The organism is Bacillus sp. DJP31 (assembly GCF_049310945.1).
In the GTDB taxonomy this organism is placed as follows: domain Bacteria; phylum Bacillota; class Bacilli; order Bacillales; family SA4; genus Bacillus_BS.
The window spans coordinates 1-23886 of sequence record NZ_JBMERO010000011.1 but is presented as its reverse complement, the minus strand read 5'-3'; the positions used below and the strand labels follow the sequence as shown (position 1 = coordinate 23886).

Here is a 23886-nt window from a genome sequence, read left to right as displayed (position 1 = left end):
GGTTGATTATAGCATTGATTCTATTTTATTGACTAATAGAGGATGTTCAAAAAGTCCGGCAAAAATAGCTTCGAATTTCTTCGTCAGCTCGTCTTTCCGCTCCTCACGTATACAAAACATACGCGCAGGAAGCTCAAGACTTCGCTTCCTTGAACTTCTTTGCTCTTTTTGTCCTCCTTTTTGAACAGGCTCTAATAGGGAAGTCCCCTCCTGTGATAAAACAGCATGCACAAGAGGGGGTTGTTCTATTTAGTACCTATTGCCACGATTTGGTCCGTCTACTATTTCGTTTCCTAAATAGCCTAAACCAAGTCCTAATAACCCGGCACCAACGGGTCCGCCGAAATTCCCGAAGTTGCCCTGGCCATATCCGCCACCATATCCTGGTCCATAACCTCCATACCCTTGGCCATAGTTTCCGTAGCCAGGTCCGTAATTCCCATAACCAGATCCGTATCCTGAACCATAGTTATTATAGTTATTATAGTTATTGTATCCAGGTCCATAGTTACCGTATCCTGGACCAAAATTACCATAACCTGATCCATAATTTGATCCAAATCCACCACCTGGGTAACCTGAACCATTAAATCCATATCCAAACGGGTTATTTCTTTGGTTTTTCATCTTATTAAACAACTCCTTATGTTATAAATATAGGTATTCAACACAATATTGGACTACAATTTAGACTATGTTTATAAGTTAAACGTGGAAGGGACATTAGCCCTTTTTTTATAATTTTTATAAAGAGGGATGAGATAAACCAATTTTTTGTAACACCCATGTTAAATTCTAGGATAGAATTGTAGCTAAAGAGGAGGGTTATTATGAATCCATATAAAATAGGGATTATCGGACTAGGTGCAATTGGAACTAGGATGTTGAAAGGAATTGAAGAGCTATACAAGGGCGAGATTAAGGTGGCTGCTGTTTGTGATGCAAATGTCGCATTAGTTCAAGCAGTAGCCAAAGAATTCTCTGTTAAACACTATTTCACAAATCACACAAAGCTTTTACATGAGTCTGATGTTGACCTTATCTATATTGCTGTACCGCCGAAATACCACGAACAGGTAGCTCTGGACACGATTGCTGCCGGAAAACATATTCTATGTGAAAAGCCGTTGGCCAACTCACTAAAAGAGGCACGATCAATGGTAGAAGCAGTTAAAGACACCTCAATCATTCACATGATGAACTTCCCTTTAAACTATCAGCCTCAAATGTACAAAATGATGAGCTTAATAGAAGCTGGTTACATAGGAAACATTGAGAGAATTGACTTGGTTCTACACTTCCCAGAATGGCCACGGTCTTGGCAAAAAAATAGCTGGGTCGGAAATCGAGAGCAAGGTGGCTATATTTTAGAAGTTGGTGCACATTGGATTCAATTTATTCAAAAAAACTTTGGGCAAATTGATCATATACAAGGTAAAGTGGGGTATCCAGATGACGAAAATTTATGTGAAACAAGTGTTACTGCAAAGATGAAATTAAGTAACGGTTTGAACGTGCATATAGATGGAGTCAGTCAATTTGAAGGACAAGAACGGGTAGAACTCGTCTTACATGGTACTACAGGTACGCTTATGCTTGAAAATTGGGGTACCTTAAAAGTAGGGAAAGTAGGAGGGAGGTTTGAACTGATTTCAACTGAAGACATGCAAATCCAAAGTTTACTTGACCACATGATTCTTGCTTTAAAAGGCCATGAAGCCGCTCTTTTTAATTTTACGGTTGGGTATAATGTCCAGGTTGTATTGGAGGCATTCAAAGAAACAAATTTATCACAAGGCATTGATTTATCAGATAGATACTTATCATAAAAAAATATTGGTTAGTGGTTACTGTTGGAAATGTTTTATTTATGGTTGGGATATGGCTGTCTACTTTTTCAGTGGCTTTTGGGACAATAATTGGGATTACCTGTGGATTGATCATGGGTGTTAGTCGACTTTTACTTTCTAAAAATGATCATATTACTCATAAAAAGCCATAATACCTGAAGAGAATGAAACTAGAAAACTAGTTAAAAGGGAGGAATACGAATGGAACAACAGGCTGGCTTCAGTTTAGGGGATATGATTTTCCAACTCATTACGTTTGGATTAGTAATTGCCATAATTAGCGTCATTTTCATCCTGATTCGAGGAGCCATTTCTAATAGAAGCGAAGCGCGCATTGTAAAAGGAAAACTTGCTCATTTAGAAAACAAAGTGGACCAGTTACTACATGAAAAGGAAAATAAGGATTAATAGTTGATCCATCCATCCTTGTATATGACTAGGATACAATAAAAATCACTTCAAGAGGGTGTAATGTTGAATTTAGAAGAAATAATGAAAAAACTAGAAGAGCTCGGTTCTGAGCAAACCAAAAATACATTTTTTCGACACGGAATAAAGGAGCCTTGTTTTGGTGTAAAAGTTGGAGATTTAAAAAAATTAGTCAAATATGTTAAAAAGGATCAAGATTTAGCATTGGTACTTTATAACACAGGTAATCATGATGCCATGTATTTAGCTGGACTTTCCATTAACCCTAGTCTGATTGACAAAGAAACTTTACAAGAATGGGTAAGAAAAGCCTATTGGTATATGCTAGCCGAATATACAGTTGCATGGGTAGCGGCTGAAAGTAATTTTGCCATTGAGCTGGCAAAAGAATGGATGCAATCCCCCAATGAAATGATTGCTGTTTGTGGGTGGAGTACATATAGTGGATATATTTCCATTACACCAGATGATCAATTAGATCTATCTGAAATTCGTGAGCTGTTACATGAAATTGAAGAAAACGTCCATGGGGAACAAAACAGAGTAAGGTATGTAATGAATGGATTTGTTATAGGTGTTGGAGCTTCAGTTACATCTTTATATGATGAAGCCATGAGGATAGCTGAGAAAATCGGGAAGGTTCATGTGGATGTTGGAAACTCGGCTTGTAAAGTTCCACTAGCGGCAGAATACATAAAGAAGGTTGAAGAAAGGGGGAAGCTGGGAATAAAGAAAAAGACATGTATTTGTTGATTTATACTAAAGAAAAGACCTCACATAGTGGTCTTTTCTTTGTAAATCATTGGCGAACTGATATAGAAGTGAAAGGAACCTCTTTACCATCTTTAAAAATTTCAACACACCAAATTCCTTATTTGTATTTATTTTGTATAGCATTTGATACTTAAGTATCTCACTTGAATAATTTTTCGTGTACTTCTCCTCATAAGTAATAGTCAGTGTATTTCCAGATCATTGACTTGGAAATCACTAAAATGAACAGCTTTACTACTTTGTTCAACGTTGGTTCCATTTATCTAGACAAGCATACCATTTTCCCCATTATCATAAAGGTAGTTTCCTTCCTCCTTAACATCGTTTAGGAAATCTTGAAGGTCACCATTTGCATTTTGAATACTGATTTCGGAAAACGTTACTTCTGTGTTACATCCTGATAATAAAAAAATAAGAAAAAAACTTCTGCCATTACACACACTTTGTTCTAAATTTATTATATAGCCACTATTCAAATAAAATTAGGCCATTCCTAATTTGTTGGTCATCTTGTCCTTCAAGCATTCATAACTTACATAAAGGGGGGATTTAGATGACACAAATACTAAGTATGGATTTCACTGCATATGTAGCGTTAGCCGTTGTGCTGTATGCGATTCGTCAAGCAACAGGTGTACACAATCGATTTATCCCGATTACAGCCGTTATTTTAGGTATTGCGTTTGCCATTTTTGAAAAGGGATCTTTTAATTTCGAAATTATGATAGAGGGAATCCGGTATGCCTTATATGGTATAGGTACTGTCGCCACCATTAAATATGCCCTTGCAAAAGCAGAGAAACCAACGAACACAGATAGCTAGTTTTGACGAGAAGCCCAAATTATAAAACTAGAAAAGCAGGTGATCCACTTCATTGGGATCACCTGCTTTTATTAGTACTATTTAGCTATGGCTGTACCAACTAGTCTTTCTTCATGTGTCCCTTTAAACGGATTAAAGGTCCCTGTACATGTGATGAGATGTAACCGCTTTTCTGCTGTAAAACCAAAAATCTCCTGAAGTGGGCCATCGCTATAGGGATATGACTCCTTCTTGGTGACTGTGTAGACAATAATTTCCTCGCCGTTAGAAATGGAAATCTCATCGTTAATTGAAATCCTATCTAAGCTTGAAAATATAGCAGGACCTGTATAGCTATCTACATGTCCCGCTAATACCACAGTACCCGCTTGCCCTGCCTTGGCTCCGAGTGAATACCAACCTACTTTAGTGAAATCCTTCGGTACTTCCATCTGTCCATCGCATTGTAGGCCAACTGACTCAACACTTGCACCAAGGTCCAAAGCAGGAATGGAGAGAGTGGAAGGCTCAATTCCTGAACTTATGGACACAACTCTAGAAGTTATAGACTGTTGAACTTTCACTTCTTGATCCACTTCTACAACTTGATTCGATTCTGCTTGTTCTGTCTCTTGTTCAGGCTCTATAGACTGACAGCCAACTAAGAAGAGTAGGAGTAAAATCTTAAGATTGAAACTGATTTTTTCTTTTGAAAAGAAAGAAGGCAGCTCCAGCAGCAAGAACCAAGATAGGAAGTGAAGTCATTAGTAAACCCGTGAAACCACCAGCCCCTGTCTTTGGCATGATTTATCTACAACAGATGGAACAGCTAAGGTTCGTATTGGACACTTTTCTCCTGATGCTCCAGCTGTTACTGTGAACTGTTTACTAATTAGTAGGGGAAGTATTTCAAATAATTATTCTAAAAAAGTTTATTGTGGGATTTATGATAAAATAATAAGAGGTAGTCGATAAAATGGAGGATTGTATAATAGATGTTACCTTTTAGTTCAACTTTATGGTTTACTTTTATCATTGTTTTCGTTCTAGTATTTATTACGAATTATGTATCTCAAACTTACCTCAAGAAGAAAAAGGGCTTTAAGTTAAGTTGGGGTACTATACTTGTGTCTGCAATTCAAAGTATGGTAATCACCTTTTTAATCGGAAAACTGCTATAAGCATTGCCCAAAGTAAAGCCTTGCGAAGATCCTCATGCTTTTTACTTTGACAAAGAAGAATCGAAAAATGTTGAAGCGTTTTAGATTTTTGTTGCAATTTTAATATTTGGTGCTAATATAGATTTTATTAGTACCTCATTATTCTAGGTAGGTGATTGGATGTTTGATCGTGAACTTGTGAAGGGAAGTACTTCGCTCATTCTATTGCAGCTGCTAGAGAAGCGGGATATGTATGGCTATCAGCTTGTGAAGGATATGGATGAGAAGAGTGGTCATTCCCTTCAAGTGAAGGAAGGGACCCTTTATCCGGCTCTTCATAAGCTTGAGGAAAGAGGCTATGTTGAAGCGTATTGGATGGAGCAAGAGAAAGGGCCAGCTAGGAAGTACTACCGAATTACAGAGGGTGGTAAAGAAATTCTTCAGCACAAAACAAAAGAATGGAACTCGTTTGTCCATATGATGCAAGGCTTTATAGGGAGAGGATAAAATGACTCCTAAGACAAAGGAAGAGTATTTAACCCAGCTTGAACGAATGCTTCCAAGCACGATTAATAAAAAAGAAGTCCTACAAGAGTGGGATATACACTTTGATGATGCGATGGAGGAGTACTCCATTGAGACGGTTATAGGAAGACTTGGGAAACCAGTTGAAATCGCTGCGGCCTACCGCGAAAGCATACCGATCCATAAAAACTGGATTGCCCCGTTTTATATTGGCTGTAATAGCTTATTTTTCATTTTGGGTTCACTTATTACAATTGCTTACAAAATGACCGATCATCCACTCGCACAAACGATTTGGCATTCACTTGTTACGGTAGCACCTGTAATTATGGGTGGATATCTACTATTTTGGGTCTACTTAGGCTATGAAATTGGAAGAACCTATGGTGTGAAGGGGTACGGGCTACTAACAAAAACTGTTTTATTAACCATACTACCTAATATCCTGCTGATGCTGTTAACTCTATTTAATTGGATACCAGCTGAAACTTTTTCACCACTCTTAACTCCAATTTTTGTTTTCTTTTGCATTCTTTTTACGTTCTTGGTGTACCCAATTAGTCGCCTAGCTTTCAAAGCGGGACTCTCCAGGTCATTATTGTAGGGGATAAGTCCCTTTTTTTATTACAATACCTAGTTATTCTATGTACAAAGGAGATAAGAACATGATTGAAAATTTATATTTACAAAAGCGTACATTTTTCTTACTTATTTTTTGCACCCTTAGTGGTTTGTGCTTTCATTACTGTTTCTTCGGAAAGACAGTAGGAATTTCTGTCTTCCTATATACTGTTTTGCTCTATGTGCTCTACTTCACCCAATTTCCAGGGCTACTAAAAGCACAGAGAAAGCTTGGCTGGTTTTTTATGCTAGCGATCCTCTTATTAGCAGCAACCTTTTTTATCTTTAGTAATGAAATGTTCCGATTTTTCAATGTGGTAACCATTCCATTTCTATTTCTTTATCATACCTTCCTGTTAAAAAGAGTCGTTCGAGGAGAATGGGCGAAACCAGTCATGATTGCTCGTCTAGGTTCAGCTATATCAGACATGTTCAAAATCTTTTTTGGCTCATTTTCAGTTATAGGAGTCTTAATGAAAAGAGGAATGGACGAACAAAAGTATCAAATAGGAAAACGTGTAGTAATGGGGTTGTTTATTTCTACACCCATCCTATTCTTTGTAACCTTCTTGCTTATGTCATCAGATGACAATTTCACGAAGATGATGTTACGTATTCCTTACTACTTTATGGATTTATCACTGGGACCAATCATTTTTCAGGTAGGTTTGGTTCTTTTTGTCACACTAGCTTTGTTTAGTTATCTACTTTCTCTAAGGCTGGAAACGAATCTTCAGGAAGAAGAGGACGCATTAACAAAGCAGCCATTTGATTTGATTATCGTTGGAACCCTGTTAATCCTTATCAATTTTGTCTATACCTTGTATGTAATCAGTCAATTTTCCTACTTTTTTGAGATGAATCCTGCGACAAATGATCTATATTCGTTTGCCACGTATGCTAGAAAAGGTTTTGCTGAATTAACGGTCGTATCCCTTATTAATTTCTCAATCCTACTATCTGTTTTGCACTACACAGCCTTGAAAAACACAGTTTCGAAATTTCTCGTAAAAGGGTTGTTAAGCCTACTAGTTGGTTTTTCAAGCTTGATTTTGTTTTCAGCCTTTTACCGATTATCCCTTTATGAGGCAGCATACGGCTTTACGTATTCACGCTTGCTTGCCCATTCCTTTATGATCCTACTTTTTATTATGTTAGTGATTGCTTTTGTGCGGATTTGGATGGTTAAACTACCGTTGTTGAAAGCATATGTCGTGCTATGTGTAAGCTATTATGTTGGCATGAATTATATGAATATTGATGTTCTCATTGCTGAACAAAATATAAATCGCTATGAGGAATCGGGAAAAATTGATTTAGTATATATGGAATGGTTATCGGATGATGTGATCCCTTATTTAGTGAGGTTAGAGGAAAAGGATGGGCATCACTCTGAATATCTAGCCATTAAAAGACAGGAACTCTCAAAGGGGTTCGAGCATTGGCCCGAGTGGAATCTCTCTACGTATAATGCTATTCAATTTTTGAAAAAAGAGAAGCAGTAGGGGTGCAACCAACATTTTAACGGATTTATACTCTAAGCAAATTACTAATTAAAAGAAGCCAAGTTTTCCAAATAATGAAAACTTGGCTTCTTTTATATTAATTTTAGATGTTAAATACAAGTAGAGTTCTTACTAGCAAGGATTTAAATTTTCATTCATCCGTTTTCACCTCAAAAAAATTGTAAAAATAGTTCTTCATAATTGCTCATTTTTAGAGTGTTCATAGACATAAAATAAATTTTATTTCATATTTTTTTCAAAATTTAAATTTTCCTACGATTAATGGGGGTTTTTACAATTTTTCCTAGAATTATAGATATGTTCAAATAAAAATAGGGAGTTGATTTAAGTGTGGAGAAAGTATTTTTTAGGATTTACATGCTTAGTAATTCTGTTGTCTATTAATATAGGAACATCAGTTTCAGCAGAGTCTTCAGAATCAATTGTATCAATGGCAGCATATCCTGGCGAATGTGTAATTGATAAAACTGATTTACAAGAATTTCTAGGTCTTGATAGTGTAGACTTACTAGCACGTGTAATCTATGCAGGAGCACAAGGTGAAACCTTGGAAGGTAAGCGAGGTGTTGCACATGTTGTTAAAAATAGAAAAGATAAGAATTTATCTACATTTGGAGGTAACACCTATGCTGGGGTAATATAAAATATGACGCATACTCATTTGATGGTGAAAAATTTTCTAAAGTTATTGAAAAATATCAAAAGGGACAGCATGTATTTTTCCGTGTATCTGGATACTAGAAGTGAGATCTAATTGTTGTAAGCATCCCATCATTTATTTATAGAGGTGGGATGCTTTTTTTGTATTTGCTATTGAATGAACTCAATCTTTTTTACCTGATACATCTTATCTTTAAATGTATAAGTTATGTGAAAGCTACCAATATAGCCACCAACTGGAGAAATTTGTGCTCCAATAATAGCAGTCAACTTATTATTCACTATATCGTATTCAATTAAATTTTTCATGGATATGTCGGAAAAAAGTTGGTCGGGTTTAATACCCAACTTGTCAAGTTTAATTATTGTCTTTTTATTTAAAGTATTAATAATGGCTTCAGATTTTGTTAACTTTGTTTGAACGTTTTTTAAGATTATGGCCATTGGATTATCTACTAGAACTTCTTTAAATATTTCCCCCATATTGGTTTTAATTTTTTGCAGCACATGCACCTCTTGTAATATTATCCCTGTTCCATAGCCTGTTGTTAATACAATTATTAATTCATTCTTACCATCTTGATTTATGTCCGAATAAAATAAATTAGGTCTATACGTTGGATTGGATACATTTTTCCAACTAGGGAAAAATTGGCTATCTCCATTTGCATGTAATTTGAACTCTCCTAAATTGCCTTCTTTTTCGCTAGCGTAGAGACTGATATTCGCATCTGGTACACTTCCAACTATTTTAACTAAATCTTGTTTCTGGAGCGAACTCAATTTATATAATTGATTAACAACCGCTTTCGATTCCAATGGGACAAGAATTAGAAAAAAAGAAATAAAAACTGAGGCTCTATATAACATTTTTTTCACTTTATTCTTCCTCCAATTTTTCTTATTATAATAAAAGCAGTTCTTTTATATTCACAATGTAATTATGGTAACGCTCCTTCTTTTATTTGAAATTTAACTTAGAAAAAGAAATGGTACTTGGGGTGCTATCTTTGACCGGCCTTTGAATTTTGTTAAATACTTAAACCAAACACTTGGTCAGTGTAACCAGCCGTATCTGTATAATGTTCTTCTATCATAAGATCTGTTTCATGATGAAGTAAACCATCAATTACATGTACCGCATCTCTTGCATTTGTATTAATAATCTTTGTGTAAAAGCTAGAGAACTGATCACTTACAAATCGATATATGGTTGCTCCTTTTCCAGTTCCATAGCGTGGATTAGCATCTGCATGGATAGAGGACACCCCAATTTGTATCCTCAGTCATTTATTAGGATTTCGGTTTGCACCTAGACTTCGAGATTTAGGAGATTCGAAATTATATAGTATGGTAAAACCAAATGAATTCCCAAAACTGGAAAAATTATTACGTGGTCAAATAAACACAAAACTAATTCAAGAAAACTATGATGATGTACTTCGCCTTACTCACTCTATAAGAGAAGGTACCGTATCAGCATCATTAATTATGGGGAAGATTGGTTCCTATGCAAGGCAGAATCGTTTGTCCACTGCACTTAGAGAGATGGGGAGAATTGAAAAAACAATATTCATCCTTGACTATATTTCTAGTGAAACCCTTCGACGTAAGATTCATCGTGGTTTAAATAAAGGAGAATCTATGAATGCTTTAGCTAGAGGGATATTCTTTGGTAAACGGGGAGAATTAAGGGAAAAGGCACTACAAGATCAATTGCAGAGAGCTAGTGCCTTAAATATTATAATAAATGCAATTAGTGTATGGAATACAGTCTACCTAACCAAAGTAATTGAATATAGAAAGAATCTCGGGTTATTAAATGATGATTTGTTAAAACATATATCTCCACTAGGGTGGGAACACATCAACTTTTTAGGTGAGTATAAATTTGATATGAACAAATTAACAACGTTAAATTCATTACGACCACTTAATAAAAAGTATTGATTGTTAAAAGCTGAACTTTCCTTAGAGTAGGATATTTCGGCTTTTATTCATGAACAAATACCTTAGCGTATATTTACGTTAAAATGTTGGAGGAACCCCCAGTAAGAATGCTCCTAGAATGTGTATTTTGTTCATTGCTCATTCAAATGGACTTAGACATATGTTCCTCATCTAAATACTTTTGATTATTTATGATTGGTAAGCTGATTTCAAAGCAAGTTCCTTCGAGGGGCTTGCTTTTTGCTGTTACTTTCCCACTCATTGATTCAATAATACTATAAGGGTTTTGAAAAAGTGAAGTAATCATTGATGATAGTTTCCACTTTCTTAACTTCACTTAAAGAAATTTGCAGATAGTTTACTTTCTTATGGTCCCGCTCTTTTTCTAGGAGTAGCTCTATAAACCCTTTTATTGAGGTTAAGGGGTTCCGGATTTCGGGATCGGTAGCTAACAGTAACCGTATATAAACCAACCCCCACAGAGGTCCGCCAATAAAGAGTTCCTAAAACCAATGGAATATCTCGTAAATCAAAAAGATATTCTTTGTGAACGGGAACGGCTAAAGATATATAAAGAATTAAGGCAAGTGAACGGATACTTACCAAAAAAGGTTTGACAAAACATGGTAAGAGTAAATATGCTAGTAAGCAGATTAATGGAAGAAAGGATGATTTTGGGACAATATGGAACTAATTCTATTTTTTACGGTTTATTGTTCATATCGAAATGAAACAAACCTAGAGAACAGGATTAGTCTGACCATTTTCCCATACATCCAATTTAGTGATTTATGAATTAGACATGTCTGATTGCTCAAACGCGTATTTGGATATATGTTTATTTGGAATGCTTACCACCTCTCTAGAACTTAGGGAGTTTTTTTTGTACCTTTCAATATACAAGGGTGTTTCATTTGCTAAAAATTAAAGCGAAATCTTCTTATTACCAATTATGGGATTTCACATAGTTGGATTCTTGTTTTTTATTTATTGAGGAAGACTCTTCTTGAACAGACTCTTAAAGAGAAATTAAATAGATTAGAAAACAAAATGGATCAATTATTGTCAGAAAAGGAAAAGAAGTCATAAAGATAAAATCCGAGGAAATGTGATTGCATTTCTTTTGAATACGTTTTATAATACTAATGTTACCTAAAAGTGAACGGGTGTTTATTAATGCAAACCTTAAAAGACGATATAAGAAATAGAATACTTATTGCCGCGCTTACTGAGTTTGGTGAGTTCGGCTATTCGAATTCATCGATGAGAAGAATTGCGAGTTCAGCCGGTATTACGACAGGTAATATTTATCGATATTTCAGAAACAAAGACGACCTATTTAGAGAACTCCTTCACCCAACATACGAGAAGTTTGTGGAATATACATTGAATATCAAAGAAGAGATTGAAAAAACTTACACTAGAGATGCTACAGAGGTTTTTCAATATATCCGCATGGTTGATGAAACCGTTGTAGAGTTGTTAAAGGACTCTAGCACGGAAGTCAAAATATTGTTGGTTCTTAGTGATGATTCAAGCTACGAAGGATTGAGACTAGATTTAGTTGCGATTATAAAGCAAATTCTTGAAAAGGTTTTTCAAACGAGTAAGGATTGTATTACCTTGCCATCCTCTGATTTGTTGACAATACAAATGTACGCCACTATGATCATCGAAGGAATTTGCTTAATTCTACGTGATCATAAAGACGGACATACAATTAAATTCCTTGTCGATGAATTGATTTTTGTTTACTCGGTTGGGATTGCTGAAAAATTGAGGAAGTAGTTCTGCTATTTTTTTGTCTATAAAATGAACATGCGTTTATTCATATTTTCACCACTAGAAATGATCATAAGAAAAGGTAAGGTGAGTAACATTATGCAAAATATAGTTAAATGGCGCTGGGTTATATTAGGTGGATGGTTATTAGCTGCAACATTATTAACTATTTTCCAACCAGATGTAAACGCAATTCTTCATGACAGAGGGCAAGATCCACTTACAAGTGAAAGTCCTTCTAAAGTAGCCGGTGAAATTCTAACAAAAATGAGTGGACAGGTAGGTACGAGTAATATAATCGTCTTTCATAATGAGGATTCACTTACAGAAACAGATATGTCCCAGATTCAACAAGCTGTTGAAAACATCCGGGAACATCAATCTAAGCTAGGAATTAATGAGATGATCGACCCCTTTGCAATTCCTGACGCGAAGGACTCGTTAATTTCTGAAGACAATACAACCTTAATGGTCAGCTTTACTTTAGACAAACAAGACAGAGAAGTTAATGAAATCAAGAGTGAATTGGAAGAAGAATTAAAAGGAGTCGACACCGACTATTATTTGAGCGGGGAAGACTTTATTCAAAATGATTATTTGGAAGCTTCAACATCAGGTGTAGAAAAAAGTGCCTTATTGACAGTCGGATTCATCTTAATTGTTCTCATTATCATGTTCCGTTCAATCGTTATTCCATTCATTTCATTATTAACAGTAGGTATTACCTATCTCGTTTCAATGGGGATCGCTGCTCAGATTATTGATAAGCTCAATTTCCCTGTAACAAGTGTTACTCAAATGCTACTTGTATTAATTCTTTTTGGGATCGGGACTGATTATAATATTCTGTTGTTTCATCGTTTTAAAGAAGAACTTTCAAACGGTGCTACAATTAACCAATCGATTTTTACTACTTATAAAACAGCAGGAAAAACGATATTTTATAGTACATTAACTGTATTCATTGCCTTTGCGGCTTTAAGTTTTTCCAACTTTGGAATCTATAAATCTGCTAACGTAGTAGCCATCGGGGCAATCATACTGATTCTGCAAATATTTACTCTCACACCATTTTTCATGAAGACAATTGGTGGAAAGCTTTTCTGGCCTTCAAAACATAATACAGGCCATAAAGAAAGTAAATTCTGGACAAAGCTAACGTCAGTATCAGTAAAATATCCGGTTATTACTACTATTCTTATTATTATCATAATGATACCCATCTTGTTTTTCAGTAAACAAACACTATCTTTTGATCAATTAGGGGAGCTTGGGGATGACTATCCCTCAACAAAAGGATTTAGCATTGTGGCAGAGCACTTTAGTCGTGGTCAGGCTCTCCCGACCAATGTGGTGATTGAAAGTGACAAGGCAATGGATAATAACGAAGCACTAATTGTGATCGACCAAATCACAGAAGACTTAAAAGATCTTGATGGAGTCAAACAGGTAGCATCAGTAACACAGCCGCAATCCCAACAAATTACTGACTTTTATATCGATAATCAAACAGCACTTATCACGGAAGGAATAGATGCTTCAAAGGAAGGAGTAGAACAAATACTCGGTGGTTTAACTGAAATGGAGTCAAAATTGGAACAGCCAGACTTCTCCGAGGCGAAGCAGCTCGTTACCGGAACAGGCGAAATCCAATCTGGATATCAGCAGTTGACTAATGCAGTCGGACAGCTCGGATCAGGTTATAGCCAGAGTGCCGAGGGAGCAAACGGACTTACTTCAGGTATCAATGATATACGGACAGGTCTAATAGGCATAGCAACCAACACAAAAAATATAGCAGAAGGTCTAAGTGAACTCCAAGTACAATATACTAGCTTGTCTCAAGGTTATCTGGGATTAGAGCAACAACAATTGCCGACAATTCAAACAGGTATGGTGAACCTGAATGGTCTCATCACACAGCTTGGCGAATCACATATTGAATTGAAGGAAGATGAAACCTATCTTGCCTTAAAGAAACAAGGTTCCGAACTACAATCAGGAATTTCACAATTTTCAGGCGGAATACAGGGGATGAATCAAAACTTTGATTCCCTTAACACAGCCTTTAACAATACTAATATGGGTTTAGATCAAATAAATGAGGCACAAGCTGTTATCATAAGTGGATTACAGGAACTAGAGGCCGGAGCTGAACAATTAACTAGCGGCTTACAAAATGGAGCTGCGGGTTCAGATGAAATCACAGCGAATATGAGAAAACTGAATAATGCTCTTTCTGAGGTTAAAAATGGACAGCAGCAGTTAAATGATGGACTTTCTCAATTTTCAACCGGACTGGGCGCTTTAAAGGACGGGCTCAATAGGAGTGGAAATGGATTACAGGATATATCAGATGGTTTAGGTAAAACAAGTGATTTCCTAGGGCAGTTCAAATCAGCTAAGACCTTTTTTATTCCAAGGGAAGCCTTAGAAAGTGCTGATTTCAGTCAAGTCCTTGACAGCTTTATGTCAGAAGATCGTAAAATCATTAAATTTATCGTGATACTCAGTGATGATCCTTATTCAATGGATGCTATGGAGACCATTGAAAACATAAATAAAGTGTTGGAAAATGGATTACAAGGAACACTGTTAGAGGATGCCACTTATGGTGCAGCTGGACCTAGCTCTACTACCTATGACACAAACAAAGTTCAATTGGAGTCCTTTACCGGTACAGCAATTATTGTCATAATAGGTGTATTTCTTGTCCTGTTGTTTGTTATTCGTTCATTTTTGCCAGCTGTCTATATTATAATTTCACTAATAGCAGCCTATTTTGTTGCAATGGCAGCAACGAACCTTGTAACCTATCAAATTCTTGGAGCAGACGGGGTATCATCCTTTGTACCGTTCTTCTCGTTCATTATTATTGTAGCCGTTGGAGTCGATTACAGCATCTTCTTCATGATGAGGTACAAGGAATATAACGATATTGACCCTGCCAAAGCACTGGTTGAATCATCAAAGCATATCGGAGGCGTCATTATTTCAGCGATGATTATTCTGGGCGGAACATTCGCAACCTTAATTCCTTCAGGACTTGTACTTCTGATCGAGTTGGCTGTTGCCGTCATCACTGGCCTAATCGTACTTTGCTTTATCCTGTTACCAATGCTTGTACCAGCCCTAATTGTGCTACCAAGTGTTGTTAAGAAAAAACAAACATCAAATTAATAAATGAAGGTGTCTCAAAAGTTATATTTTGAGACATCTTTCTTTTTGTTATTAGATGGTAACTACAATAGGCCCCACTCTGTTAAGTTAATGGCCAGAATATAGATGTCATCATTAAGGAGCAAAATATTGATCGTTTCGAAAAGACAGGTAAGCTGGACTTGGTTTATATGGAAATGCTTTCGGATGATGTCATTCCCTACATTCTGGAGCTTGAGAGAGAAGAATCATTACAAACATAAGAATATTTTGCATCTCGAAAAGATATTGTGAATAATGGAATTGAGTATTGGTCTGAATGGAATTGGTCTACCCATAGAGGAAAGCAATTTCTAAATGATTAATGGAAAGTAAATTACCTTTTTTGAATCCTAGATAAAATAAAGTAAAGCACCAATGTACCACCAAACAGTAAGACTATAGCTAATAAAAATATAGAAATACAAAAATCTTCGATCATTGTTGCGAGAAATATCGATAACACAACATCGGTTAGAAGGCTAATATATAGAAGTACTCTTTTAATATTCATTATGTCACACCTTAATCTGTCGATTCATTTATCATTTTCCGACAGAAGATTCCCACCTCAAGGAATGTGAAGGGCAAAGCCCAATGAGTAGCTGGTGAGATGAGTGTCGGTTGGCGTTAGCCAAAATTGCACTCACTATGTTATAGTGAGAACAAATGTTCCTTCTGGAGATTGAGATGAAATGAATAATAGTTAAAAAAGCGTATAAGTTTCGTTTCTACCCAACTAAAGAACAAGAGACTCTGATTGCTAAGACGATCGGATTCAGTCGCTTCATTTTTAATCAGTTTCTAGCACAATTTAATGATGTATACAAAGAAACAGGTAAAGGATTAACCTACAATTCTTGTTCCGCTGAATGAACACAGTTGAAGAAAACTAGCCGAAGAATCCAAAAAGGCCTCAGGTAGTATTGGTGAAATTGTTCATGCCATACAAGAAGAAGTGCAAACTACTATTCTTTCAATGGAAATTGGAAGTAACAAAGTTATGAGTGGAATTCAAATTTCTAATGAAGTGAAACGAGCATTTTCAGATATTGAAGATTCTTCAAGTGATGTTTCTAGTATAGTAGAAACTGTGACGACAGCCATTGGACAAATGAGAGAAGTAAGTTCAGAAATTGTTCGTTCCATTGAACGTGTTACGGAAATATCAGAGAAGATTATGGCTGCGAATCAAGAGAGTACAACTGCAACTGAAGAACAACTTGCAACAATGGAGGAGGTTACAGCTAGCGCAAATTCATTAGCATCTTTAGCTGATAACCTACAGGAAATGATTTCAAGGTTTAAAGTATAGAATAAGGAGATAAAAGACCGTTACATGAATACTTCTTACCTATTTTTGGTGAAGTATTCTTTTTCTTTTCACTTCTATCGAATTAGGAATATATGGTAAGATAGAATTAAAATGGCAAAGGGATGAGCCCACATGAATCATGTTTTTAAGAATATACTTTCATCAGAAGAAGAGCTTCGTAGTTTACTAGGAGAGCCAAGCAAAAGGGCACAAGATAAGCTCATTACAAAAATAGATACCCTTTGTGAGACTATGATTAAGCATTCTCCATTTTTAGTGCTTTCAACATCAAATCTGAACGGAACATGTGATGCATCTCCAAGGGGAGATGCTCCTGGATTTGTTCATATAATTGATGAAAAGCATATTCTTATTCCTGAAAGACCTGGAAACAAACGAATTGATTCTTTACGAAATGTGATGGCTAATCCTCATGTAGGCTTATTGTTCTTTATTCCTGGGATGCAAGAGACATTAAGAATCAATGGAAAAGCATTCATCATTCGAGATCAAGAATGGCTAGAAAAGATGGCTGTCAATGATAGGCTTCCTTTAGTCGGAATTGTTGTAGAAGTAGAAGAAATCTTTATACATTGTGCAAAAGCCTTTATCCGTTCAGGATTATGGGATCAGGCTACCTGGCCACAAAGAGAAAAGCTTCCCACTATGGCAGAAGTATTAAAGGTCCACGCTTCACTTGATACAGCATTAGAAGAGATTGATGAGTCTTTAATAGAAAGCTACACCCAAAAGTTATATTAGGAAGGTGTTTATGATGGAATCAATTACGATCACACCAATAGGGCAGATTATATCAGGACGTGAAACGCTTCAGGATGACTTTTGGGGAAATCAAGAAGCGGTAATAGAGATCGATTCAAGATTATACTCAGCTTAGGTTTTGATGGGTTTAAGTGATTTTTCTCATTTAGAGGTTATTTTCTATATGCATAAAGTTGACCCGAGTAAAATTGAAACAAATGCTCGTCATCCGATAAACAATATTGAATGGCCAAAGGTAGGAATTTTTGCACAACGACCAAAAGCAAGACCAAATCAATTAGGCTTGTCGCGTTGTCAGATTGTAAAAGTCGAAGGCTATAAAATTACTGTAATAGCATTGGATGCAATTGTTGGAACACCTATCCTAGATATTAAACCCTATATGAACGAGTTTGGCCCAATTGGAGTGGTCAAACAGCCGAAGTGGGCTAGTGAATTAATGACGCATTACTATAAGGGAATTTAGCATACTTTACACTATAGAAAGTGAGGGGCTTTAATGTGCACTTAATTGAAAAAGCTAAAGAATTCGCTAAAGCTGCCCATCAAGGTCAAACAAGAAAGCTTTCCGACGAGCCGTATTTTGTACATGCAGAAGGTGTAGCAACTATTTTGAGAGAGGCAGGACTATCTCGTGAATTAATTGCAGCCGGGTATTTACATGATACCGTTGAGGACACATCTGCAACAATACAGGATATACACGAGCTGTTCGGAGAAAAGGTGGCAGAAATTGTAGGTGGAAATACCGAAGATAAGACCAAATCGTGGGAGGAGCGTAAGTCTCATACAATCGAAGAATTGAAAGCTGCGAGTTTTGAAGTTAAGTGTCTTGTTGTCGCAGACAAGCTTGATAATTTGAGAAGCTTTGTCTCAGAAGCCAAAGTGGATAACAATCGTGATATTTGGGCTCAATTTAAAAGAGGAAAGCAAGAGCAGCGGTGGTATTTTAAAGGAGTGGCCTCTGCACTATTTGAAAACACAGAGGAGGAGAGAATCCCAGCTTATTTTCATACATATCAAAATCTTGTGGACGACTTTTTTAAATAACATAAAATATAAAACCTAAAAAAACACTTGGAAGTTGGAGGCCACTGAAATAGTAGTTACTATCGAAAAATGAGCTATTTTAGGGAGTATATGTTGATTGGAACGGATGTGCTCGGGCACCTGCTGGGATGCGTGGGACAGGTGAGACTCATGCATGGCGTTTACGCCGAGGAGGCTCACCGCCCACCCCGGGGAATGGTGCATCCTCTCGTTACAATCAACAGGTATTTTAGCACATTTTTTTAAAAAAAGGACTTTTTCAGCAGACTCGGAAGTTGATCCAAGTGTTTTTCTTATACATTCTTTTTATGCTTTGCTTCCATTTTTTGAATCACTTCATGCATATCATCGGGCTTTAGTAGCTCTAATGGACTGTGGCCTTTTTCAAAAGAGATAAAATCCCCCTCGAGAAGAACGACATATCTTCCGTTAATTTTGGCTATGTGAATGGATTCCCCAAAATCGGCAAGCATACCTTTTATATGTAGGTGATCAATCTTAAAGCTTAATTCCACCTCAGGAGAGTGTTCACTTATTTGAGAAGCAGCTTCCATCACTTGATTAGTTGTAAGTCGTTCCTGCAATTCTCTTTTTGGGCTCGTTGCCCAAGCCTCCATGGCTGTTTCAAACTTTTCTCGGTATTCACTTTCTGGTGTATAGGTTTCTTCAATGTGCTGTTGGACCATCTCAAGTACTTGGGATTTCACTATTTCAGGCATAGACTCGCCATATTCTACGTATTTCAAAAAATCCTCAAAGTAGCGCGCATGTGAGGACTGATGCAATTTCACTTCACGTTCTTCAATCATTCCTTCTTCAGGCATGTAAGGGTATTGAATGGATTTCATATTCTTTGTCGTGATCGCCATTTCTACATTTCGTATCATTGTTGACTCGTCTGAAATGGAGGAAACCTTTGGCTCAAAATCACATTTCATAATAAACACAAATGGATCATCAAAGTACTTACTTAATTTTGCGGTTGCAACAATAAAAACTCCTTCACGAACAGCACTTGTTTCAATATAAGCACGAACGAATTTCTCGTTTTCGTCTTTAAATTTCTCCAAAGTATCGGCAAATCTTACTCTTGTAAAGAGATTATAGTTTGGATTGGATCCTAATTCATGACCTTCTGCTGTCACAAAGTAGCCTAGCTTTGTGGGAGCCTGATCTGTCTTGGGATGACGTTAAACCTTACGCTTTACGATCTTCGTGAGTTCCCCATCTAAAAATTCCTTTAAAGCACTTTGCTCATATTTTGTCTCATCTAGTGTTTGAAAATGCTTATAGTTTTTTTGAGATTGTTCACCTTTTCCCTCAACTGTAACTAAATAAAAAGATAAAAACTTAATTTCAAAATCCATCTCATACACACCTTGTTTTTATTTTCAACTCTAACAAGTATAAGAAAGGAAGAAATGGACGTCAATTTGTTTTCAGATATCCATTTTTTGTATGAATTAATTAAAGAGTAAATGAATGACAAATGAAGAAACTAATTCTTATAAAAGGATGATAGGAGTGTTTGAACATGAGAGCTGTAACTTACCGCGGACCGAATCAAGTAGAAGTAAGCCAGGTTGTGGATGCAAAGCTACAAAAGAATGATGATGTTATTGTTAAAATTACATCTACGGCAATTTGCGGGTCAGACTTACATCTTTACCAAGGAAATGTACCATTACCGCATGGATATGTTATTGGTCATGAACCGATGGGGATTGTAGAAGAGGTTGGGCCGGACGTGACAAAGGTTAAAAAAGGAGATCGTGTTGTCGTTCCTTTCAACATAGCATGTGGTCAATGCCATTATTGTCAGCATGAAATGGAAAGCCAATGTGATAATTCAAATCCTCACTTTGATTCAGGAGGATATTTTGGGTTTTCAGAGAAATACGGGGATTATCCAGGTGGACAGGCTGAGTACTTACGAGTTCCTTTTGGTAATTTTACTCCCTTTTTAGTACCAGAGTCATGTGAATTGGAAGACGAATCGTTATTATTTTTAAGTGATGTATTGCCAACCGCTTACTGGAGTGTTATCAATGGTGGTGTAAAAGAAGGGGACACTGTTATCGTATTAGGTTGTGGGCCTGTTGGTTTAATGGCACAGAAATTTGCATGGATGAAGGGTGCAAAACGAGTAATTGCTATTGATTATACAGACTACCGATTGAATCATGCCAAGAAAATGAACAACGTTGAGGTGTTCGATTTTACACAGTATCCAGATATGGGTGAGAATCTAAAGGAAATTACCCATGGTGGAGCTGACGTTGTGATTGACTGCGTGGGTATGGATGGAAAGAAGTCACCACTTGAATTCATTGAACAAAAGCTAAAACTCCAAGGAGGAACACTCGGACCTATACAAATCGCCACAAAGGCTGTTCGAAAGTTTGGAACGGTTCAAATTACTGGTATGTATGGGAGCAACTACAATAACTTCCCATTAGGTCCATTTTTCGAGAGAAACATCACTCTAAAAATGGGACAAGCCCCAGTAATTCACTTTATGCCTGAGCTCTTTGACAAAATTGTCACTAAAGAGTTTGATCCTAAAGATATTATTTCACACACCTATAATCTTGATGAAGCAAGTCATGCATATAAGATTTTTAATAAACATGAGGACGAATGTATCAAAGTTATACTTAAACCATAGCAAAAATAAAAGAACCATCATTTCCTTCTTGGAAAGAGTGGTTCTTATTTTTGCAACGATATAAGATGTCTTTTTTGGTTTTAGTTTTCCTTGTGTACAGATTTAGTTCTGCAAATGGACTTCTACCGTTTTCTGGGTTACGATTGCCTTCACGCTCTAACTTTTCACGAAGTTTTTTGGCTTTAGATTTAGCCATTTTGAATCACTTCCTTTATTCTTCCATTATACACTACTACTTTAAATAGTTAAATCCTGAGATTCATTTTGATTTGCTGCAAAATGCGGTTCAAAAAACCTAGCTTTTTACTACAAAAGAATTCATTTCAATACCACAAGTTTGTTCTTATAAAAACACCTTGCGAATTCTTAACTTTTACTTATTGGATATTGAAAAACACGCAACAGTTTTGTCTTACCATGGCTATTGGCTATGGAGTACGATTAAGCATCCAATAAGAATCTATTTTATTTGAACCAATATTGGTCTAGTTCATGTAGAATAGAATAGAGAAGGAAACTTCATTAAGTTTGTAGAAATGGCCCAATTAGCACCAAAGACAAAAGAAATAGATATTGATATACTCAATATAAGTAGATTAATTGGTGCTTCTTATAATCAAATAGATTCCACATTTTCTTATAAAGTGTCTAATATACGGAATTGGCATTTACTTGTATCTGTAAAAAGTAATAGATTTAGAAGTTCCATAGTTAATTGATTTAGGAAAACATAATAAAGAACCTGCTTATGAAGTATTAAAAGTAAAACGATGAGTATGATTTAAATACTAGAGATTTCGCACCTTACATGGGTATTCCTTAGGTCCTGATACGGCTTCAGCAAATGGGGTATTAGCAACACTGCTATATTTAGAAGGATTTTTGCCTAATCATAAAACATCTACTCTTAAAATTGATCAGGGACATTCAGTGAGTAGACCTGGCACTCATTTGTAACTGTAGAAGAAAATAACGAAGAACCTATAAGTAAGGTTGCTGGTAGTGCAGTCCGTCCTTACAATTTAAGGCGTTTTGAGATTGTAAATGAATAGTTGAGTACGTTATTCGGGAGGTAAAAATGTTACATTTTAAAACATACATCTTAGATCCCAGTCACGACTGGACCGTATTTATCCACGGAGCAGGGGGCAGCTCGTCTATTTGGTATAAACAAATACGAGAATACAAGAAACATTTTAATATATTGCTTATTGATCTAAGAGGGCATGGAAAGTCAAAGAATGAAAAGGTATTGAAGAAAAAATATTCATTTCATGAAGTCAGCTTGGATATTATAGAAGTATTAAATTATTTGAGAATCAGGTCCGCTCATTTTATAGGAATTTCTCTCGGGACAATATTGATTCGGAACATCGCTGAAATGGAACCTGCCAGAATTAAATCGATGGTCCTAGGGGGTGCGGTAATACGTTTAAACACCCGTGTTAAAACCTTAATGATACTGGGGAATCTAGGTAAAAAACTAATACCTTATATGTGGCTTTACAAATTCTTCGCCTGGTGTTTGATGCCAAAGAAAAGACACGAAGAATCTCGCTTACTATTTGTAAATCAAGCCAAAAAGTTATGTCAAAAAGAGTTTATTAAATGGTTCAAGTTAACGACAAATGTAGCTCCATTATTGGTTCATTTTGAAGAAAATACGATTGACATTCCAACACTATATGTAATGGGTAGAGAGGATTACATGTTTCTTCTTCCAGTAGAAGATGTCGTAAAGAAAACAAAGCACGCCACCTTAATGGTGATTGAAGACAGTGGTCATGTCTGCAATGTTGATCAGCCTGAAAGATTTAACGAATTAACAATTGAGTTTCTTTTAAAACTTTATAATACTAGATTGCAAGTAGAAACCATCTAGCAAGGTATTATTTTAAATCATTTTTTTAGTAAATGGTGAGAATTGTGTTAAACAACACTATAGATATCGGACGACATAAATTTATTTCGTCTGATATCTCAAAAACCAAGTAAACTTGCAATGATTAGTAATGCTAGAACTCTATTCCTACAAGGTAAAAGAAGCAGCTGGTTAACCTTAGATCATTCATATGGTGGGGTAGTATATAGAGTAGGAGTTGATTTATCGACTAAAAATATTACACAACTCTATCCTAAAACTACTTACTATGCTCCTTGGATACCTTAATAGTGAAAGGGAGGATATTTTATGTTTGAAGTTCTATCTTATGTGAGTAAGGATGGTAAGTGGTTTAGGGAAAATTACTTTAAAGAACAATTTTTCCCTTTTGATTCAGAAAAAAGTGAAGTTTATATAAAAAAAATAATTAATAACGATAGTAGAATGTATGGTTTTGTTAATGTTTTGTTCAATGGTTCTAGTATTTTAGGATATAATGAATACGGTAGTCTCGAAAATCTTTGGTCGATGTATTATGGTCTAGTAGTAGACTATATAATTAATGGAGAGAGTGCTGCTGAATTTCCCGACTATGAGTTAGAAATACAGATTCTCCCTGTTGATAATTCTAGTGTTTTGTTAAAAATAGGAACTATAAAAGAATACATTTTACCAAAAATTGAATTTCTTCAAGCACTAATTAATGGGGCAATTTCTTTTTACAGTACACTATTGCTATTTACTAACGATAGCGACACTGAAATATTTATAAACATACTTCGAATGAAACTTGATGAGATACAATAATAATAGTTAATCGTTTAAGATTGGAGCATACTTGCTCAATGGAGAAAAGTCTCATCCTTTATCAAATGTTAGAAGAATCTAGTTTCGCACTAGAAAAATATAAC

At 35.9% G+C, this 23886-nt stretch carries 27 protein-coding genes and 4 pseudogenes; 21 read left to right on the top strand and 10 right to left on the bottom strand.

What is annotated here, in order from left to right:
- Window positions 1-6: 6 nt before the first annotated feature.
- Window positions 7-231, bottom strand: a complete 225-nt coding sequence (locus ACOI1C_RS11780; protein WP_422510725.1) for a hypothetical protein — start codon at window positions 229-231, stop codon at window positions 7-9.
- An 18-nt stretch (window positions 232-249) separates the two neighbouring features.
- Window positions 250-627: a hypothetical protein gene (locus ACOI1C_RS11775; RefSeq protein ID WP_422510724.1), complete on the bottom strand. Its 378-nt coding sequence runs from the start codon at window positions 625-627 to the stop codon at window positions 250-252.
- Between the two features lie 203 nt (window positions 628-830).
- Between ACOI1C_RS11775 and ACOI1C_RS11770 the strand changes: the two genes are divergently transcribed.
- The 4 genes from ACOI1C_RS11770 to ACOI1C_RS11755 all read left to right on the top strand — a co-directional run bounded on the left by ACOI1C_RS11770 (window position 831) and on the right by ACOI1C_RS11755 (window position 3876).
- Window positions 831-1829 (top strand): Gfo/Idh/MocA family protein, encoded by a 999-nt coding sequence (locus tag ACOI1C_RS11770; protein ID WP_422510723.1) that lies wholly within the window; start codon window positions 831-833, stop codon window positions 1827-1829.
- Window positions 1830-2051: 222 nt separating this feature from the next.
- On the top strand, window positions 2052-2258 hold the full coding sequence (locus tag ACOI1C_RS11765; protein WP_422510722.1) for a DUF4083 family protein: 207 nt from the start codon (window positions 2052-2054) through the stop codon (window positions 2256-2258).
- A gap of 66 nt (window positions 2259-2324) precedes the next feature.
- On the top strand, window positions 2325-3032 hold the full coding sequence (locus tag ACOI1C_RS11760) for a DNA alkylation repair protein (RefSeq protein WP_422510831.1): 708 nt from the start codon (window positions 2325-2327) through the stop codon (window positions 3030-3032).
- Between the two features lie 574 nt (window positions 3033-3606).
- Window positions 3607-3876: a hypothetical protein gene (locus ACOI1C_RS11755; protein WP_422510721.1), complete on the top strand. Its 270-nt coding sequence runs from the start codon at window positions 3607-3609 to the stop codon at window positions 3874-3876.
- 77 nt (window positions 3877-3953) lie between these two features.
- Here ACOI1C_RS11755 and ACOI1C_RS11750 read toward each other — a convergent pair whose 3' ends face one another.
- A complete protein-coding gene (locus ACOI1C_RS11750) occupies window positions 3954-4595 on the bottom strand; it encodes a class F sortase (RefSeq protein ID WP_422510720.1) in 642 nt (213 codons plus the stop codon).
- Window positions 4540-4659 (bottom strand): LPXTG cell wall anchor domain-containing protein, encoded by a 120-nt coding sequence (locus ACOI1C_RS11745; protein ID WP_422510719.1) that lies wholly within the window; start codon window positions 4657-4659, stop codon window positions 4540-4542. Before ACOI1C_RS11745 ends, ACOI1C_RS11750 begins: the two co-directional genes overlap by 56 nt.
- A 536-nt stretch (window positions 4660-5195) precedes the next feature.
- Between ACOI1C_RS11745 and ACOI1C_RS11740 the strand changes: the two genes are divergently transcribed.
- The 4 genes from ACOI1C_RS11740 (at window position 5196) to ACOI1C_RS11725 (ending at window position 8330) form a co-directional block, all read left to right on the top strand.
- Window positions 5196-5522, top strand: a complete 327-nt coding sequence (locus ACOI1C_RS11740; protein ID WP_422510718.1) for a PadR family transcriptional regulator — start codon at window positions 5196-5198, stop codon at window positions 5520-5522.
- Between the two features lies 1 nt (window position 5523).
- Window positions 5524-6144, top strand: a complete 621-nt coding sequence (locus ACOI1C_RS11735; RefSeq protein WP_422510717.1) for an HAAS signaling domain-containing protein — start codon at window positions 5524-5526, stop codon at window positions 6142-6144.
- Window positions 6145-6205: 61 nt separating this feature from the next.
- Window positions 6206-7666, top strand: coding sequence for a DUF4153 domain-containing protein (locus ACOI1C_RS11730; RefSeq protein WP_422510716.1), 1461 nt, complete (start codon window positions 6206-6208; stop codon window positions 7664-7666).
- A 349-nt stretch (window positions 7667-8015) separates the two neighbouring features.
- Window positions 8016-8330 carry a hypothetical protein gene (locus ACOI1C_RS11725; RefSeq protein ID WP_422510715.1) on the top strand — a complete coding sequence of 105 codons (315 nt, stop codon included), beginning with the start codon at window positions 8016-8018 and terminating at the stop codon, window positions 8328-8330.
- Between the two features lie 167 nt (window positions 8331-8497).
- On the opposite strand, the gene ACOI1C_RS11720 is transcribed toward ACOI1C_RS11725, so the two are convergent.
- Both ACOI1C_RS11720 and ACOI1C_RS11715 read right to left on the bottom strand, forming a co-directional pair.
- Window positions 8498-9226, bottom strand: coding sequence for a hypothetical protein (locus ACOI1C_RS11720; RefSeq protein WP_422510714.1), 729 nt, complete (start codon window positions 9224-9226; stop codon window positions 8498-8500).
- A 158-nt stretch (window positions 9227-9384) separates the two neighbouring features.
- Window positions 9385-9633 (bottom strand): annotated as a pseudogene (locus ACOI1C_RS11715) (Tn3 family transposase); the annotation flags it as partial.
- Between ACOI1C_RS11715 and ACOI1C_RS11710 the strand changes: the two are divergent.
- Window positions 9629-10297 (top strand): annotated as a pseudogene (locus ACOI1C_RS11710) (Tn3 family transposase); the annotation flags it as partial. The pseudogenes ACOI1C_RS11715 and ACOI1C_RS11710 sit on opposite strands and share 5 nt — an antisense overlap.
- A gap of 142 nt (window positions 10298-10439) precedes the next feature.
- Here ACOI1C_RS11710 and ACOI1C_RS11705 read toward each other — a convergent pair.
- Window positions 10440-10604: a hypothetical protein gene (locus ACOI1C_RS11705; RefSeq protein ID WP_422510840.1), complete on the bottom strand. Its 165-nt coding sequence runs from the start codon at window positions 10602-10604 to the stop codon at window positions 10440-10442.
- Complete coding sequence (locus ACOI1C_RS11700; RefSeq protein ID WP_422510713.1) at window positions 10573-10770, bottom strand: histidine kinase dimerization/phospho-acceptor domain-containing protein; 198 nt, start codon at window positions 10768-10770, stop codon at window positions 10573-10575. The genes ACOI1C_RS11705 and ACOI1C_RS11700 overlap by 32 nt, the downstream gene beginning before the upstream one ends.
- 703 nt (window positions 10771-11473) lie before the next feature.
- Here ACOI1C_RS11700 and ACOI1C_RS11695 point away from each other — a divergent pair.
- The 9 genes and pseudogenes from ACOI1C_RS11695 (at window position 11474) to ACOI1C_RS11655 (ending at window position 18425) form a co-directional block, all read left to right on the top strand.
- On the top strand, window positions 11474-12085 hold the full coding sequence (locus ACOI1C_RS11695) for a TetR/AcrR family transcriptional regulator (RefSeq protein ID WP_422510712.1): 612 nt from the start codon (window positions 11474-11476) through the stop codon (window positions 12083-12085).
- Between the two features lie 93 nt (window positions 12086-12178).
- Window positions 12179-15259 (top strand): MMPL family transporter, encoded by a 3081-nt coding sequence (locus tag ACOI1C_RS11690; protein WP_422510711.1) that lies wholly within the window; start codon window positions 12179-12181, stop codon window positions 15257-15259.
- 101 nt (window positions 15260-15360) lie between these two features.
- Window positions 15361-15501, top strand: coding sequence for a hypothetical protein (locus ACOI1C_RS11685; RefSeq protein WP_422510830.1), 141 nt, complete (start codon window positions 15361-15363; stop codon window positions 15499-15501).
- Window positions 15502-15976: 475 nt separating this feature from the next.
- Window positions 15977-16150: pseudogene (locus ACOI1C_RS11680) on the top strand (helix-turn-helix domain-containing protein); the annotation flags it as partial.
- Between the two features lie 130 nt (window positions 16151-16280).
- The gene (locus ACOI1C_RS11675; protein WP_422510710.1) at window positions 16281-16592 is read left to right on the top strand and encodes a hypothetical protein; all 312 of its coding nucleotides are present in this window, start codon (window positions 16281-16283) and stop codon (window positions 16590-16592) included.
- Window positions 16593-16724: 132 nt separating this feature from the next.
- Complete coding sequence (locus tag ACOI1C_RS11670) at window positions 16725-17354, top strand: pyridoxamine 5'-phosphate oxidase family protein (RefSeq protein ID WP_422510709.1); 630 nt, start codon at window positions 16725-16727, stop codon at window positions 17352-17354.
- Between the two features lie 10 nt (window positions 17355-17364).
- Window positions 17365-17490: a hypothetical protein gene (locus tag ACOI1C_RS11665; RefSeq protein ID WP_422510708.1), complete on the top strand. Its 126-nt coding sequence runs from the start codon at window positions 17365-17367 to the stop codon at window positions 17488-17490.
- Window positions 17491-17496: 6 nt separating this feature from the next.
- A complete protein-coding gene (locus ACOI1C_RS11660; RefSeq protein WP_422510707.1) occupies window positions 17497-17841 on the top strand; it encodes a TrmO family methyltransferase domain-containing protein in 345 nt (114 codons plus the stop codon).
- A 35-nt stretch (window positions 17842-17876) separates the two neighbouring features.
- Window positions 17877-18425, top strand: a complete 549-nt coding sequence (locus tag ACOI1C_RS11655; RefSeq protein WP_422510706.1) for an HD domain-containing protein — start codon at window positions 17877-17879, stop codon at window positions 18423-18425.
- Window positions 18426-18718: 293 nt separating this feature from the next.
- On the opposite strand, the pseudogene ACOI1C_RS11650 reads toward ACOI1C_RS11655, so the two are convergent.
- Window positions 18719-19792, bottom strand: a pseudogene (locus tag ACOI1C_RS11650) (DUF3900 domain-containing protein).
- Window positions 19793-19959: 167 nt separating this feature from the next.
- Between ACOI1C_RS11650 and ACOI1C_RS11645 the strand changes: the two are divergent.
- A complete protein-coding gene (locus ACOI1C_RS11645; protein ID WP_422510705.1) occupies window positions 19960-21093 on the top strand; it encodes a zinc-dependent alcohol dehydrogenase in 1134 nt (377 codons plus the stop codon).
- Here the strand turns inward: ACOI1C_RS11645 and ACOI1C_RS11640 are convergent.
- Entirely contained in the window at window positions 21083-21289 is a 207-nt protein-coding gene (locus ACOI1C_RS11640; protein ID WP_422510704.1) for a hypothetical protein, read from the bottom strand. The genes ACOI1C_RS11645 and ACOI1C_RS11640 overlap by 11 nt on opposite strands.
- A gap of 882 nt (window positions 21290-22171) precedes the next feature.
- Here ACOI1C_RS11640 and ACOI1C_RS11635 point away from each other — a divergent pair.
- Together ACOI1C_RS11635 and ACOI1C_RS11630 are read left to right on the top strand one after the other, a co-directional pair.
- Window positions 22172-22975 carry an alpha/beta fold hydrolase gene (locus ACOI1C_RS11635; protein ID WP_422510703.1) on the top strand — a complete coding sequence of 268 codons (804 nt, stop codon included), beginning with the start codon at window positions 22172-22174 and terminating at the stop codon, window positions 22973-22975.
- Window positions 22976-23284: 309 nt separating this feature from the next.
- Window positions 23285-23782, top strand: coding sequence for a hypothetical protein (locus ACOI1C_RS11630; RefSeq protein ID WP_422510702.1), 498 nt, complete (start codon window positions 23285-23287; stop codon window positions 23780-23782).
- The last annotated feature ends 104 nt before the right edge of the window (window positions 23783-23886 follow it).